Raw genomic sequence first — 15447 nt, 5'->3', positions numbered from 1 at the left:
GGGGAGTGGATGAAACGGCTGATCAAACACGGCGTGCTGGTGGATGCGCAGGGTGAATATCGTCAGGATCTGCTGATCGAGAACGGGGTGATCCGCGCGCGCGCCGCCGCTATCGAGCCCGATGGCGAGACCGAGCTGATCGATGCCAGCGGCTGCTACGTGATGCCGGGCGGCATCGACGTCCATACCCACTTCAACATCGATGTCGGGATTGCCCGCAGCTGCGATGACTTTTTCAGCGGTACCCGTGCCGCCGCCTGTGGTGGCACCACCACCATCGTCGATCACATGGGATTTGGCCCGGCGGGGTGCAACCTGTATTACCAGCTGGCCCGCTATCACGACTATGCCGCCACACAGGCGGTGATCGACTATGGCTTTCACGGCGTGGTGCAGCACGTGGATGACGCCATCCTCCATGAGATGGCCAGCATGGTGGAGGCGGGGGTGAGCAGCTTCAAGCTCTACCTCACCTACCAGTACAAGCTGGGGGACACAGACGTGCTGCGTGCGCTGACGCGCCTCAAAGAGGTGGGGGCATTGACCGCCGTCCACCCGGAGAATGACGCCGCCATCGCGGCGCGCCGGGCTGCCCTGTTGGCCGCTGGCCACTGTGAGCCATGGTATCACCCGCAAAGCCGCCCGCTGGAGTGCGAGGCGGAGGCGATCGCTAGGATGATCAATCTGGCGGGGCTCGCGGGCAATGCCCCGCTCTATATCGTCCACCTCTCCAACGGCTTGGGGCTGGAGTATCTGAAACTGGCGCGCCGCCAGGGCCAGCCGGTCTGGGTGGAGACCTGCCCGCAATATCTGCTGCTCGATGAGCAGTGTTATTACCAGGAGAACGGGGTCGACTACTTGCTCAGCCCACCGCTGCGCTCGCGCAGCGAGCAGGACAAGCTGTGGGTCGGCATCGCTGCTGGCGACATCGACGTGGTGGCGACCGATCACTGCAACTTCTCCCACGTCCAGCGCATGACCCTCTCGGGCGGCGATTTCAGCCGCTGCCCCAACGGCTTGCCTGGGGTCGAAAACCGGATGCTGCTGCTGTTTGCCCACGGAGTGCTCGGCGGGCGCATCTCGCCATCACGCTTTGTAGCTCTCACCAGCGCCAACCCGGCGCGCCTGTTTGGCCTCTGGCCGCGCAAGGGCAACCTGCAACTTGGGTCTGACGCCGATCTGGTGCTGATGGATCCCCGTGGCGAGACACTGATCCGTCACGCCGCGCTACACGACAACGGTGACTACAGCCCCTACGAGGGAATGCGCTGCCCCGGTCGGATCAGGCTGACCCTGAGCCGCGGCGAGATCGTCGCCCGCGATGGCGAGTTTCTGGGGCAACGCGGTCACGGCCGCTTTCTGGCCAGAGCGCCCTTTGACCCGGCCTTGGCACCGGAGCTGCACTCGCCTTGTCCCGCGGTGGCAGGCTGACAATCCGTTCGAAACAGGCTAACCCGCAAACTTATGCGAACAACGAAAGGTGGGCCGGTATCGCGCCGGCTTGTCCCCTCACTGGAGATAACAAGATGAAACAGCGAATCGTACTGGCCCTTGGTGGCAATGCGCTGGGCAACAACCTGCCCGAGCAGATGAAGGCGGTGCAGAGCACGGCGGGCACCATTGCCGACCTGATTGCCCAGGGGCACGAGGTGGTGGTGACCCATGGCAACGGCCCGCAGGTGGGGATGATCCAGCAGGCGTTCGAGGTGGCGGCCCGCCACGATCCCAAGGCGCCCCATCTGCCCATGTCGGTCTGTGTGGCCCTGAGTCAGGGTTATATCGGTTATGACCTGCAAAATGCCCTGCGCGAGGCCTTGCTTGAGCGCGGCATCCATAAGCCGGTTGCCACCCTGGTGACCCAGGTGGAGGTGGATAAAAACGATCCCGCCTTCCTCGACCCGAGCAAGCCCATCGGTGGCTTCTTCAGCAAGGAGGAGGCCGAGGCGCTGATGGCCAAGGGGGAGCGGCTCAAGGAGGATGCCGGCCGTGGCTATCGCCGGGTGGTGGCGTCCCCCAAACCCGTCGACATCATCGAGAAGGAGACCGTCTCTGCCATGCTGGCCGCCGGTCAGGTGGTGATCACCGTCGGTGGCGGCGGCATTCCGGTGCTGCGGGAGGGCAATCACCTGCGCGGTGCCAGCGCGGTGATCGACAAGGATTGGGCCAGTGCCAGGCTGGCGGAGCTCATCGATGCCGACATGCTGATCATCCTCACCGCGGTGGAGAAGGTCGCCATCAACTTCGGCAAGCCCGACGTGCAGTGGCTCGACACCCTGAGCGTGGCGGATGCCCGGGGCTTTATCGAGCAGGGGCAGTTTGCCAGGGGCTCCATGCTGCCCAAGGTGGAGGCGGCGCTTTCGTTTGCGAGCTCCATGGCGGGGCGCAAATCCCTCATCACCCTGTTGGAGAAGGCGGCCGAGGGGATTGCCGGCAAGACCGGGACCCTGATCAGCTTGTAGCCTCGTCTTTGATGGTTGCAAACAGGGGGCCCAAGGCCCCCTTTCTGTTGGCCGGCGTCAGGGATTGGCAGAGGGAGCGCATGGGCCGGCCAGCTCTTATCCACGGTGGGCAGGGGGACGGCAGAGGAGTAAGATGGCGCCCCGAATGGCGGACGCACCGGCCGCCGCAGCAACAAGGCAGCACAATGAATAGCAAGTTGAACATGGCGGCGCTGGGGGGATTGGTCCTGCTCACCGCCATCTGGAGTTACAGCTGGATCGTGATGAAGCAGGTGATGCTCTACGCGGGGGCGTTCGAGTTCACCGCCCTGCGCTGCCTGTGCGGATCCCTGGTGTTGCTGCTGGTGCAGTGCCTGCGCGGACGCCGTTATCTCAAGCCCACCCCGTTTCGCTATACCCTCGCCATCGCCCTGTTCCAGACCTGCGGCATGGTGGGGTTGGCCCAGTGGGCGCTGATCAGCGGCGGGGCGGGCAAGGTGGCCATTCTGAGCTACACCATGCCGTTCTGGGTGGTGATCTTCGCGGCGCTCTTTTTGGGTGAACGGATGCGCAAGCTGCACTATCTGGCGGTCGGGGTGGCCGCCAGCGGCCTGCTGTTGGTGATCGAGCCCTGGCAGTTGCACCTGGATTCCATGAAGAGCGCGCTGCTGGGCATTGCCTCCGGCATCTGCTGGGGGATCAGTGCCATCATCGCCAAGCGGATGTATGTCCGCCACCCGTCGGTGGATCTCATGTCCCTCACCACTTGGCAGATGATCTACGCCACCATGGTGATGGCCGTGGTGGCGGCGCTGGTGCCGGAGCGACCCATCGACTGGCAGCCCTACGTATTTGGCGCGCTCGCCTACAGCGCCATCTTCGCCACGGCGCTGGCCTGGAGCCTCTGGTTGTTCGTGCTGAAAAAGCTGCCGGCGGGGATTGCCGGGCTCAGCACTCTGGCGGTGCCGGTGAGCGGGGTGCTGCTCTCCTGGTGGCTGCTCGGTGAAAATCCGGGGGCGGTGGAGGGGAGCGGCATCGCCCTGATCGTGCTGGCGCTGGTCGTCATCAGCCGCAAGGGCAAACGCTCTGTGGTGTCGGTGGCGGGGGAGACCCGGGTCAAGCAGGGCTAAGCCGATTAGAGGAACGAGCATGGAAAAGGGCCCGCCATCATGGCGGGCCCTTTTTGTTGGCGTGCTGGCTTATCTGCGCTGGGCCAGATGCATCATGGCCTCCAGCACGGCGCCACCGATGGCTCGCGCCTTGTCAGAGACGGTAGTGGGATCGGCCCGCTCGCCCCTGGGGTCGATGTCACCGATCTTGAAGCCGACGGTGACCTCTATGCCATCGCTGAGCAGCCCCCGCACCATGCCGGAGAGCGGCGCAATGATGGGGGCGTCCCCCACGTGGGCGATCACGTCCCCCTCCTGCACCAGGTCGCCGAGCTTGATCAGGCTCTTCATCACCCCGGCAACGGGGGCGCGCACCACCCGGCGGGCGGAGTGCCCCTCGATCACCCCGGGAATGCCGGTATTGGGCTGGGCTGGGCCCTGATAGATGACCCGCCCCAGATGGTGGCCACGGTTGGTCTCAATGACAGCATCGCAGTCGCGACCCGCCTCGAAACCTGGGCCAAGGGCCACCGTGATGGGGGCCATCTCCCTGTGGGTGCCGAGATTCTGCTTGGCCAAGATGGCATCCACCAGATAGCGGGGCTTGAGTTCGGCGAGGGTCGCGCAGTCGGGGTCAACCAGCAGCGGTATGACGCCCTGGTCCAGCTGCTCGAACGCTTGTTCGACGCTCTCGACCCGCTTGGCGCGCACGCCCTCGACGCTGGTTTCGCCGTCAAACATCCCCTGAGCGAAGGCGACGGTGCGGCGGATCACAGTCGGTTTGTCGAGATCCAGCATCACCACCTTGAAGCCGGCATTGTGCAGGCGCAGCGCCACCCCGGTGGCGATATCGCCGGAGCCGCGCATCACCACCAGCCGATCCCGCTTGAGACGCACATCGTCCTGCATCAGGCCACCGGCCTTGCCGTTTTTAACCTGCAACAGCTCGGCGAGGATGCTGATGGCGATCTCCTCGGGGGTCTCGGCACCTATGTTGTAGCCGATGGGGGCGTGCAGCCGTTGCAGTTGGGCCTGACTCACCCCTTGCTGGCGCAGGGCCTGGGTGAAGGTCTGCACCTTGCGCTTGCTGGCGAGCAGCCCCAGGTAGGCGAGGGGACGGCTGATCAGCCGCTCCAGCGCCTCCTTGTCCTGGTGGTTGGTGGCGATGATGACGAAGTTGGCGGGCTCGATGGCAAGCGCCTCGATCACCGCGCTGATGGTGTCGGCCTGCTGCAGATGGGTACCGGCCGGGAAGCGATCTGGGCTGAGGCTCCCCTCGAAGCAATCCCCCACGTGGATGTCAAAGCCGAGCGGCGCCGCGGCATGGGCCAGTGCCCGGTTGACGTGGCCGGCGCCGATCAGTACCAGGCGGGGGCGCAGGCCGTAGACGTCGATATAGACCGACATGGCGCCGCCGCAATCCGAGCCCACCGCATGTTCGCCGTTGCGGGCCATCCGGCCGTGGAAGATGCGCGGCTTGCGCTCGGCAATGGCGGCCACGGCTTCTTCGATCACCAGCCGCTCTATCATGCCGCCGCCTATGGTGCCGAGGATCCGGCCATCGGCCATCACCAGCATCTGGGCCTGATGGCGCGGGGTGGAGCCGCGACTCTCGATGATCTGGGCCATGGCAAAGGGGGTGTTCTCCTGCTCCAGTCGGGCAGCGTGTGCAAACAGATTCATAAGGTACCTCGTATCATCCTTAACGGGTCAGCGACTGCGCGGCTTCGGGGGCAGGCCGACAGCAAACATGGTGAATGGCGCCGGGTTCACGCACGGCCCCCTGCCAGATGGCGTGGAGCTCGGGGTGGCGTTGCAGCAGGTTTATCAGGGCGGGCAGCCACTGCTGCTCATTTTGATAATCGCCATTGATAAACCAGACCCGGCGTGCCCCGGGCGGGGTGCCTTTGAACGCTCCCTCGGGGTGGGCGATGAGCCGGTCAAACAGGGCCCAGTCGAGCGGCTCGCCGGCCGCAATCCCGCACAGGGCCTGGAACTCGGCCCAGCGGTGGATCTGCGCCGGGTCGGCGCTGGTGCCCACCATGGCGCCGCCCACCAGGGCAATCACCCAATCACTGTGCTGAGGAATGCAAGGTTCGTGCAAAGCGGGCGCTTTCAATAACTTGTGATGAGCGCCGTCCGCCTCCACCAGGATGATGTCGAAGCGTTGCTGCCCCTTGAGCAGATCGATCTGCTGGGGGCTCGGCCCCACCGCCTTGCCGCTGGCCCGATCGAGGTGGCTGAACAGCACCAGCTGCATCGGTTCATCGGGCTGCGCCTGGCAGCGGGTCAGCTGACGAATGGGGTCGGCCTCGATCAGCAGGGTGCGCCGAGAGGAGGGGGCGGGCAGAAACATCCGGGTGCTGGTGGTGAGCAGCACCTTCTTGCCCTGTTGATGGAAATAGTCGGCCAGCCAGAAGAGGGTGCTGGTTTTCCCCCCGGCGCCGCAAAGACTAATTAAAGTGGTACGCCCATCAATATTTTCGGTGAGCGGGTTTAATACACTCTCGATATTTGGCGAGGTGAGCAGAATGGGTGATGAAATAGCCATGGCGACGACCGATGAAAATAGAGGCGCGGTCAGTGAGAAGCACTGGCATTCGCGCGAGCGGTGCGACTGCCTAATTACGGCGGCCGGCCTCTCATCACGAATGGGCGCGTGGAAATTGATGCTACCGTATCGCCAGAGCACGATTCTTGATGAGAGTCTCAAAAATGCCCTGGTGCTGTGTGACCGGGTCATTCTGGTGGTGGGGCACCGCGCCGATGAGCTGATCAGCCGCTACGCCAATCACCCCCGTATCCGGCTGGTACACAACCATGATTATGCACAGGGGCTTGGCAGCTCCATCCGCGCGGGGCTCGCCGCCTGTAGCAGCGATCACCTCTTCGTGAGCCACGGCGATCTGCCCTGCATCCCCCCCGAGGTGTACCGCACGCTCTGGCAGGCGCGGGGGGACGAGACCCTCTTTCCCTCCTATCAGGGGGAGGCGGGCCACCCCGTGCTGTTGCCAAGAGCCCTTGCCACAGCGCTGGCAGCGGCGCCGGCACAGGGTTCGGTGCGCCGCTGGCTGCTGGCGCACCCCCATCGATTCATCGAGATGCAGAGCGCCGCCATCCTGCAGGATGTGGACACCCCGGAGCGTTATCAGGCGCTGCTGGCAAACGAAGCATTCGAGCGCTGAACTGGTCGTCTGGCAGGGGTTTGTCCGGCCTTGCTTTGCATATTTATCCCCTTGTCTAACCCGTTATCAGGGGCCGACAGCGGCCGTTATCATCCTGGCCGGCCTGATAATGGCGCTGGCCTCGCTCTTTATCAAACTGATAGCGCGCCGCGCCAAAGTGAGATCATTTTCAGCAACAAGGGCGGCGTTTCCATTATTTAAATTCGGTGTTGATAGCCACTCTCATTGTCGAAACTGGTATCGGCTTTCGATGTTTTATTAATTGGAGATGCCTCACGTTTTTATGGCTGAAAAATAAAAAGATCCGGCGCTGGCCTGATTGTTGCTCTTGTCAGTTTCAAGGGGCTTTTTATGCGTGGTTATGGATGGGCCCCATTTATTCACCCTGTCAATGAGCAGTGCCGCTGCAAGGAGATCAACATGGGCGATATTATGCGACCCGTTCCCTTCAAGAACCTTCTGGTCCGTATCTTCTCGGAATATAAAGCGAGTCAATCCATCTTCGGTATTCCCGCCGCGCAATTCTATCGCAAGCAGGACGAGCGCAAGATCAAGGTGTTCGGTGAAACCTGCGAGACTCCCATCGGCCCGGCAGCCGGCCCCCATACTCAGCTGGCCCAGAACATCGTCACCTCCTGGCTGACCGGCGGGCGCTTTATCGAGCTCAAGACGGTGCAGATCCTGGACCGTCTCGAACTGGAAAAGCCCTGCATCGATGCCGAAGACGAGTGCTTCAACACCGAGTGGTCCACCGAGTTCACTCTGCCCAAGGCGTTTGACGAGTATCTGAAAGCCTGGTTTGCCCTCTACCTGCTGGAGGAGGTGTTCGACCCGCGCCAGGGCGACGAGGCCAAGTCCTTCATTTTCAACATGAGCGTGGGTTACAACCTTGACGGCATCAAACAGCCGCCGATGCAGCAGTTCATCCACAGCCTGATGGATGCCGGCAGCAATCCGAAATTTGCCGAGTACCAGCAGGTGGTGCGCGAGCTGGTGGCCGACGAGCAGTTTATCGCCGAGCTGGGACTGGGGGCGCGGCGCGCTCGCCTGCAACAGCTGGTGGATCGGATCCCGGCCAACCTGGTGCACGGCGTCACTCTCTCCACCATGCACGGCTGCCCGCCCAACGAAATCGAGGCCATCTGCCGCTACATGCTGGAAGAGAAGGGGCTCAACACCTTCGTCAAATTGAACCCGACCCTGCTGGGCTACCCGCGGGTGCGCGAGATCCTCGATACCTGCGGCTTTGATTACATTGGTCTGAGCGAAGCGTCGTTCGATCACGACCTCAAGCTGGATCAGGCCAAGGCCATGCTGACCCGTCTGATGGCGCTGGGGGCCGAGAAGGGGCTCACCTTCGGGGTCAAGCTCACCAACACTCTCGGCACCATCAACCGCAAAGGGGCGCTGCCCGGCGATGAGATGTACATGTCCGGCCGTGCGCTGTTCCCGCTCTCCATCAACGTGGCCGCCGTGCTGTCGCGCGTCTTCGATGGCAAGCTGCCCATCTCCTACTCCGGTGGTGCCAGCAAGTTCAATATTGCCGAGATCTTCGAGACCGGCATTCGTCCCATCACCATGGCCACCGACCTGCTCAAGCCGGGTGGTTACCTGCGCCAGATCGAGTGCCTCAACGAGATCGACGCCTCCGATAGCTGGGGCATGCGTCAGGTGGATGTGGCCAAGCTGGAAGCCCTGGCCGCCAAGGCGCTCACCATGGATTACACCCAGAAGGAGTGGAAATCCGACGATCGCATCGAAGTGGGCGGCGGCCTGCCGCTGACCGACTGCTACGTGGCGCCCTGCGTCACCGCCTGCGCCGTGCATCAGGATATCCCCGAGTACATTCGCCTGATGGGCGAGGGGGAGTATGTGGCAGCCCTTGAGCTGATTTATCAGCGCAACGCCCTGCCTGCCATCACCGGCCATATCTGCGATCACCAGTGCCAGTACAACTGCACCCGTCTCGACTACGACAGCCCGCTCAATATCCGCGAGCTCAAGAAAGTGGCGCTGGAGCGCGGCTGGGAAGGGTACAAGGCACGCTGGCACAAACCGGCCGGCAGCGGTGACAAACACCCGGTCGCGGTCATTGGCGCCGGCCCGGCCGGTCTCTCAGCCGGTTACTTCCTGGCCCGCGCCGGTCACCCGGTCACCGTGTTCGAGCGCGAAGCGGATGCCGGTGGCGTGGTCAAACACATCATCCCCGAGTTCCGCATTCCGGCCGAGCTTATCCAGCACGACATCGACTTTGTCGCCGCCCACGGGGTCAAGTTCGAGTTCGGCTGCGATCCGGCGCTCACCGTCGACAAGCTGCAGGAGCAGGGCTTTAGCTATGTCTTCGTCGGCATCGGTGCCGACAAGAACGGTGGCATGCGCCTTGAGGGGGGACACGAGCGGATTTACAAATCCTTCCACTTCCTGCGCAGCTTCAATCAGGGCAAACCGCTGCCGCTGGGCCGCCATGTGGCTGTGGTTGGTGCCGGCAACACCGCCATGGACTGCGCCCGAGCCGCCCTCAAGGTGCCCGGTGTCAGCGATGTGACCGTTATCTACCGTCGCAGCGAAAAAGAGATGCCCGCCTATCGCGAGGAGTATCTGGAAGCGGTGGAGGATGGGGTGCATTTTTGCTTCCTCACCAATCCGGAGCGCTTTGAGAAAGATGGCAAGCTTGTCGTGCGGATGATGGCGCTGGGGGAACCTGACGAGCAGGGCCGCCGCCGTCCGGTGCCCACCGAGCAGACCGAAGTGATGCAGATGGATGCCTTGATCACCGCCATCGGCGAGCAGCCTGACTGCGAGGTATTGAAAGCCATGGGCATTCCCCTTGGCAGCGATGGCTGGCCCGAGGTGGATAGTCAGAGCGGCGAAACCAGCCGTCGCAACGTATTCCTCATCGGTGACGTACAGAGCGGCCCATCCTCCATCGTCGGTGCCATCGGTGGTGCCCGCCGCGCCGCGGATCTGGTGCTGGCCCGTGAGCATATCGCCAGCCAGCAGCATGAAGTGACCACCCAGCCGTCGGGCAAGGACGAGATCTACCGCCGCAAGGGAAACATCGCCGTCACTATGGTGGACAAGAGCGAGCGCGATGCCTTCGTGGCGCAAGAGGCGCACCGCTGCCTCGAGTGCAACTACCTCTGCAGCAAGTGCGTGGATGTCTGCCCCAACCGGGCCAACGTCGCCATCGCGGTGCCTGGCTTCAAAGACGCGTTTCAGACATTGCATCTGGATGCCTACTGCAACGAATGCGGCAACTGCGCCCAGTTCTGCCCCTGGCAGGGCAAGCCCTATCAGGACAAAGTCACCATCTTCAGCCTGCCCGAGGACTTCGACAACAGCCGCAACCCAGGTTTCTATCTGGCTGACGGTGGCGAACTGCGGGTGCGTCAGGATGGCGAGATCTATCGCCTGACCATAGACGCCCAGAGCCGGATCCAGGATGCGCCCGAGGCGCTCGGCGACATGTGCCGCATCATCAGCCATGTCCACGCCCATCACCACTACCTGCTGGGGGCCGTCGAGGTCTGAGCGAACGAATAAGCGAAGGAGCCAACCATGTTTATTCTGAAAAACGTCACCGCCGTCCAGCTGGAGCCGACCCTGGTGCTGGAAGGGGTGGATATCGCCATCGAAGGATCGCTTATCAAAGCGGTGGGGCCCAATCTGCGGGCCCTCTACCCAGAGGCCACCTATCGGGAGATGGGCGGCAAGCTGGTGATGCCGGGTATCGTCTGTGCCCACAACCACTTCTACTCAGGCCTGTCGCGGGGGATCATGGCCAACATCGCCCCCTGTCCGGACTTTATTTCCACTCTGAAAAACCTCTGGTGGCGGCTGGATCGGGCGCTCGATGAAGAGTCCCTCTACTACAGCGGTCTCATCTGCTCGCTGGAGGCGATCAAGAGCGGCTGCAGCGCGGTGATCGACCACCACGCGTCGCCCAACTTCATCAAGGGCTCCCTGAATGTGCTGCGCAAAGGGTTTATGGAGGCGGGTCTGCGCGGCATGACCTGCTTCGAGACCACGGATCGCAACGGCGGCCTCGCCGAGCTGCAGGCCGGGGTGGAGGAGAACATATTGTTCGCCCAACAGATCGATGCGGCCAAAGCCAAGGGGAGCGAACCCTATCTGGTGGAGGCCCATATCGGCGCTCACGCCCCCTTCACCGTACCCGACGAGGGGCTGGCCATGCTGCGTGAAGCGGTGCAGGTCACCGGTCGCGGTCTGCATATCCATGTGGCGGAAGACCGCTACGACATGGCCCACGGTCACAACCACCATGGCAAGGAGCCCATCGCCCGGCTGGACGAGTTTGGCCTTGTCGACAGCAAGACCCTGATCGCCCACGGCATCTACTTAAGCCCGGCTGACATCGAACTGCTCAACAGCCGCGATGCCTTCCTGGTGCATAACGCCCGCTCCAACATGAACAACCACGTGGGCTACAACCTGCACCTGCCTGAGTATCGCAATCTGGCGCTCGGCACCGATGGTATCGGCTCCGACATGTTCGAAGAGCTCAAGTTTGCCTACTTCAAGCACAGGGATGCTGGCGGAGCGCTGTGGCCCGACAGTTTTGCCCGCTTCCTCTGGAACGGCAACACCCTGCTGGAACGCAACTTCGGCGCCAAATTTGGCCGCCTGGAGCCGGGCTACAAGGCCGACCTCACCATCTGCGACTACGCCGCACCGACCCCGCTGGCGCCGCGCAACCTCGGCGGCCATCTCGCCTTTGGCATGGGCTCATCCTCGGTCAACAGCGTGATGGTCGAGGGGCGCATGGTCTATCAGGATCGCGAGTTCGCCTTTGACGTCGAACCCATTTATCAGCAGGCCAGCAAGGTGGCGAGCCGCCTGTGGCAACGGATGGATCAGCTGGCCTGAGGCCACCCTCCGACGTTTGGACTGGATTGCCCGCCCTGTGGATTTTCCCGGCGGCGGGCAGCAAGAGTAAGGACGACACATGATTGAGCAATTCTTCCGACCCGAGCAACTGGGTCAGGCTTTGGAACTCAAGGCCCGCTTTGGCAACGACGCCGTCTACATGGGGGGCGGCAGCAAGCTCAACGCCGCCCCGACCCGCACCGACAAGAAGGTCGCCATCTCGCTGGACAAGCTCGGACTTGGCCAGATTGAGCAGCAGCACGGCCAGCTCCACATCGGCGCCACCGTTACCCTGCAAGCCCTCAAAGACGACCCCCGTACCCCGGCCGCCCTGTGCGAGGCGCTGGGGTTTGTCTACTCCCGCCATCTGCGCAATCAGGCCACCCTCGGCGGCGAGCTTGCCTGCCAGCAGCAGGACTCCCCGCTGCTGCCGGTGCTGCTGGTGCTCGAAGCGGTGGTGGTGCTGGAGAACAACCAGCTGCAACCCATCGATGCCTACCTGGCCGGCCAGCGCAAGGAGCTGGTGCTGGGGGTGGTGCTGCCGGAGCCCGAGCTGCGCTGCGCCACTCGCCGCATCAGCCGCAACGCCGACGGCCTGGCGGTGATGACAGCCGCGGTGGCCCTCGACGCCCTTGGCGAGATGCGGGTCGCCCTGGCGGGCGTCACACCGCAGCCGATGCGCCTGCGGGACGTGGAGCGTCATGAGCTGCGGGATGCAGCGCTGGAGGCGGCGGTGAGCGCACTGATTGCGCCGCGCGCGGATCTCGGTGGCAGCGTGGCCTACAAGCGCTATATCAGCGGCGTGGTGGTGGCAGATCTGCTGGTGGAGTGCCAGCAGCAGGAGGTACAGGCATGATGGAACTCAACTTTACCCTGAACGGTGCCCTGCGCACCGTCATCGCCCCGGCTGGCGAGAATGCCCAGCGGGTGCTGTTCAACCAGTGCCGGATGCACTCGGTGCGCAACAGTGACGACGGTTTCGGCTTTGCCGGCTCCGACGCGATCCTCTTCAACGGCAAGGTGATCAACGCCTCCCTGCTGATCGCCGCCCAGCTGGATGGATCAGAGGTGCGCACCGCCGAGTCGCTGGGCAGCTGGAACCAGCTCAGTCTGGTGCAGCAGGCCATGGTGGACGTGGGCGTGGTGCAGTCCGGCTACAACGATCCGGCCGCGGCGCTCATCGTCACCGACCTGCTTGATCGCCACCCCAGCCCCAACCGTGATCAAATCGACGACGCGCTCTCGGGCCTCTTTCACCGCGACGGCGGCTACCAGCAGTTCTATCAGGCCATCGAGCTGGCCAGCTCGCGCCTCAATGATCCCGATTACCTGTGCCAGATTGCCCCCGAGTTTCGTGACGACCTGCGCCACATCGGCAAGAGTTGCCCGAAAGTGGACGCTGCCAAGATGGTGCAGGCCAAGCCCTGCTACGTGGAGGACAGGGTCAGCGAGGATGCGCTGGTCATCAAGATGCTGCGAAGCCCCCATCCCCATGCGGTGATCACCAGGCTCGATGTGAGCCGCGCCGAAGCCATGCCGGGGGTGGTGCACGTCATCACTCACCTCAACTGCCCGGATGTCTACTACACCCCGGGTGGCCAGAGCGCCCCCGAGCCGTCACCGCTCGATCGCCGCATGTTTGGCCGCAAGCTGCGCCACGTCGGTGATCGTGTTGCTGCCGTGGTGGCCGAGAGCGAAGCCATCGCATTGGCGGCGCTCAAACTCATTGAGGTCGAGTATCAGGTGCTGCCGGCGGTCATGAACATAGACGAGGCGATGGCCCCTAATGCGCCGCTGGTCCACGACGAGCCCATCGTCTACATGGCCGGGGCGCCGGCGGATCTCGAGCAGCAGAACGCCTGCTCGGTGCGTCGCGGCGACGAGCACATGATCATCAACTTCCCCATCGGTTCCCGCCCGCATGAGAACCTGGCCGCCAGCGTCCATGGCCAGATTGGCGATGTGGCCAAGGGCTTTGCCGAGGCAGATGTGGTGCTGGAGCGCACCTACGAGTCGACCCAGGCCCAGCAGTGCCCGACCGAGCCGCACATCTGCTTTACCTACATGGATGGGGATCGGCTGGTGATCCACGCTTCCACTCAGGTGCCGTGGCACGTACGCCGTCAGGTGGCGCGTATCGTCGGCCTCAAGCAACATCAGGTGCATGTGATCAAGGAGCGGGTAGGGGGCGGTTTCGGCTCCAAGCAGGATATTCTGCTGGAAGAGGTGTGCGCCTGGGCGACCAGAGTCACCGGCCGTCCGGTTACCTTCCGCTACACCCGTGAAGAGGAGTTCATCAGCAACACCTCCCGCCACGTGGCCAAGGTGAAGGTGAAAGTGGGGGCCAAGAAGGATGGCACCATCACCGCCATCGAGATGGATTTTCGCGCCAACACCGGCCCTTACGGCAACCACTCATTGACGGTGCCGAGCAACGGCCCGGCGCTTTCCCTGCCGCTCTACCCGTGCGAGAACGTGCGCTTTACCGTCAATACCTACTACAGCAACATCTGCCCGACCGGCGCCTATCAGGGTTATGGCGCGCCCAAGGGCAACTTCGCGCTGACCATGGCGATTGCCGAACTTGCCGAGCGACTCGGCATCGATCAGCTCGACATGGTGGAGCACAACCGGGTGCACGAGGGGGACATCCTCAAGGTGCTGGGGGCCATCGGCGAGGGCAAGATGCCCACTTCTGTGCCCCATGCGGCCAGCTGCGCCCTCGAACCCATCCTCAAGCAGGGTCGCGAGCTGATCGCCTGGGATAGCCCCAAAGCCGTCGACGGGGATTGGCGCATCGGTCGTGGCGTCGCCATCATCATGCAAAAATCGGGGATCCCGGACATCGATCAGGCCAACTGCATGGTCAAGCTGGAATCGGACGGCACCTTTATCGTCCACTCCGGTGGCGCCGATATCGGCACCGGCCTCGATACCGTGGTGGCCAAGCTGACCGCCGAAGTGCTGCACTGCCCGCTCGGGGATGTGCACGTCATCTCGGGCGACACCGACCACGCCCTGTTTGACAAGGGGGCTTACGCCTCGTCAGGTACCTGCTTCTCCGGTAACGCGGCCAAGAAGGCGGCCGAGAACCTCAAGGAGAAGATCCTGTTCCACGGCGCCGCCATGCTGGGCGAGCCGGTAGCCGATGTTGAGCTGGCGTTCCCGGGCGTGGTGCGCGGCAAGCTGGGGGAGGTGAGCCTCGCCAAGCTGGCCCACAAGGCCGAGACCGGTACCGGCTTCGGTATCTTGGTGGGCACCGCCAGCTACATCACTTCTGAGCTCGCCTTCCCGTACGGCGCCAACTTCGCCGAGGTGGCGGTCAACGTCAGAACCGGCCAGATCCGGCTCGACAAGTTCTACGCCCTGCTCGACTGCGGCACCCCCATCAACCCGGAGCTGGCGCTCGGCCAGATCTACGGGGCGACCATGCGGGCCATCGGTCACTCATTGACCGAGGAAATCTGCTACGACGGCAAGGGCATCCCGCTCACCCGGGATCTGAAGAGCTATGGCGCGCCCAAGATTGGCGACATTCCGCGCGATTTTCGGGCCTTCCTGGTACCGAGTGACGACAAGGTCGGCCCCTACGGCGCCAAGTCCATCTCGGAGATCGGGGTCAACGGCGCCGCACCTGCCATCGCTACCGCCATCCACGACGCCTGCGGTGTCTGGCTGCGCAAGTGGCACTTCACGCCGGAGCAGATCCTGCGCGAACTGGGCAAGCTGGAGCAACCAGCGTCGGCATAACAAAAGAAAAGGTGAGGGGCGGGCGCAGGCTCGCCCCCAGCACCTGACAGCGGAATGAGTACTCCGCCCATATTCTGT

The 15447-nt window shown here is 63.4% G+C and carries 10 protein-coding genes; 8 read left to right on the top strand and 2 right to left on the bottom strand.

Features of this window, described 5'->3' with window-relative positions; translation table 11 throughout:
• Positions 1 to 9: 9 nt before the first annotated feature.
• From hydA to AB5Y98_RS19440, 3 genes are all read left to right on the top strand, one after another.
• The gene (gene hydA, locus AB5Y98_RS19450; RefSeq protein WP_368232625.1) at positions 10 to 1431 is read left to right on the top strand and encodes a dihydropyrimidinase; all 1422 of its coding nucleotides are present in this window, start codon (positions 10 to 12) and stop codon (positions 1429 to 1431) included.
• Positions 1432 to 1526: 95 nt separating this feature from the next.
• Positions 1527 to 2459, top strand: coding sequence for a carbamate kinase (gene arcC / locus AB5Y98_RS19445; RefSeq protein ID WP_368232623.1), 933 nt, complete (start codon positions 1527 to 1529; stop codon positions 2457 to 2459).
• 185 nt (positions 2460 to 2644) lie between these two features.
• On the top strand, positions 2645 to 3568 hold the full coding sequence (locus AB5Y98_RS19440) for a DMT family transporter (RefSeq protein WP_368232620.1): 924 nt from the start codon (positions 2645 to 2647) through the stop codon (positions 3566 to 3568).
• 69 nt (positions 3569 to 3637) lie between these two features.
• Here AB5Y98_RS19440 and yqeB read toward each other — a convergent pair whose 3' ends face one another.
• A complete protein-coding gene (gene yqeB / locus AB5Y98_RS19435) occupies positions 3638 to 5230 on the bottom strand; it encodes a selenium-dependent molybdenum cofactor biosynthesis protein YqeB (protein WP_368232618.1) in 1593 nt (530 codons plus the stop codon).
• A 19-nt stretch (positions 5231 to 5249) separates the two neighbouring features.
• Positions 5250 to 6098, bottom strand: a complete 849-nt coding sequence (gene yqeC, locus AB5Y98_RS19430) for a selenium cofactor biosynthesis protein YqeC (protein WP_368232615.1) — start codon at positions 6096 to 6098, stop codon at positions 5250 to 5252.
• Between yqeC and mocA the strand changes: the two genes are divergently transcribed.
• The 5 genes from mocA (at position 6079) to AB5Y98_RS19405 (ending at position 15369) form a co-directional block, all read left to right on the top strand.
• Positions 6079 to 6732, top strand: a complete 654-nt coding sequence (gene mocA / locus AB5Y98_RS19425; RefSeq protein ID WP_368232613.1) for a molybdenum cofactor cytidylyltransferase — start codon at positions 6079 to 6081, stop codon at positions 6730 to 6732. The genes yqeC and mocA overlap by 20 nt on opposite strands.
• 420 nt (positions 6733 to 7152) lie before the next feature.
• Positions 7153 to 10263, top strand: a complete 3111-nt coding sequence (gene ygfK, locus AB5Y98_RS19420) for a putative selenate reductase subunit YgfK (protein WP_368232611.1) — start codon at positions 7153 to 7155, stop codon at positions 10261 to 10263.
• A gap of 27 nt (positions 10264 to 10290) precedes the next feature.
• Positions 10291 to 11619 carry a putative aminohydrolase SsnA gene (gene ssnA, locus AB5Y98_RS19415; RefSeq protein ID WP_368232608.1) on the top strand — a complete coding sequence of 443 codons (1329 nt, stop codon included), beginning with the start codon at positions 10291 to 10293 and terminating at the stop codon, positions 11617 to 11619.
• Positions 11620 to 11698: 79 nt separating this feature from the next.
• Positions 11699 to 12475: a molybdopterin-dependent oxidoreductase FAD-binding subunit gene (gene ygfM / locus AB5Y98_RS19410; RefSeq protein ID WP_113995511.1), complete on the top strand. Its 777-nt coding sequence runs from the start codon at positions 11699 to 11701 to the stop codon at positions 12473 to 12475.
• Positions 12472 to 15369 carry a molybdopterin-dependent oxidoreductase Mo/Fe-S-binding subunit gene (locus AB5Y98_RS19405; RefSeq protein WP_368232606.1) on the top strand — a complete coding sequence of 966 codons (2898 nt, stop codon included), beginning with the start codon at positions 12472 to 12474 and terminating at the stop codon, positions 15367 to 15369. Before ygfM ends, AB5Y98_RS19405 begins: the two co-directional genes overlap by 4 nt.
• Positions 15370 to 15447 lie beyond the last annotated feature (78 nt).

The sequence above is a fragment of the Aeromonas sp. s3 genome (assembly GCF_040907805.1).
Classification (GTDB): Bacteria; Pseudomonadota; Gammaproteobacteria; order Enterobacterales; family Aeromonadaceae; genus Aeromonas; species Aeromonas dhakensis.
This window is presented reverse-complemented; position numbering and strand designations above follow the sequence as displayed.

What these genes read in the sequence shown, in the direction of transcription:
- hydA (WP_368232625.1), top strand. Translation starts at nt 10, where the DNA reads ATGAAACGGCTGATCAAACACGGCGTGCTGGTGGATGCGCAGGGTGAA.
- arcC (WP_368232623.1), top strand. Translation starts at nt 1,527, where the DNA reads ATGAAACAGCGAATCGTACTGGCCCTTGGTGGCAATGCGCTGGGCAAC.
- AB5Y98_RS19440 (WP_368232620.1), top strand. Translation starts at nt 2,645, where the DNA reads ATGAATAGCAAGTTGAACATGGCGGCGCTGGGGGGATTGGTCCTGCTC.
- yqeB (WP_368232618.1), bottom strand. Translation starts at nt 5,230, where the DNA reads ATGAATCTGTTTGCACACGCTGCCCGACTGGAGCAGGAGAACACCCCC.
- mocA (WP_368232613.1), top strand. Translation starts at nt 6,079, where the DNA reads ATGGGTGATGAAATAGCCATGGCGACGACCGATGAAAATAGAGGCGCG.
- yqeC (WP_368232615.1), bottom strand. Translation starts at nt 6,098, where the DNA reads ATGGCTATTTCATCACCCATTCTGCTCACCTCGCCAAATATCGAGAGT.
- ygfK (WP_368232611.1), top strand. Translation starts at nt 7,153, where the DNA reads ATGGGCGATATTATGCGACCCGTTCCCTTCAAGAACCTTCTGGTCCGT.
- ssnA (WP_368232608.1), top strand. Translation starts at nt 10,291, where the DNA reads ATGTTTATTCTGAAAAACGTCACCGCCGTCCAGCTGGAGCCGACCCTG.
- ygfM (WP_113995511.1), top strand. Translation starts at nt 11,699, where the DNA reads ATGATTGAGCAATTCTTCCGACCCGAGCAACTGGGTCAGGCTTTGGAA.
- AB5Y98_RS19405 (WP_368232606.1), top strand. Translation starts at nt 12,472, where the DNA reads ATGATGGAACTCAACTTTACCCTGAACGGTGCCCTGCGCACCGTCATC.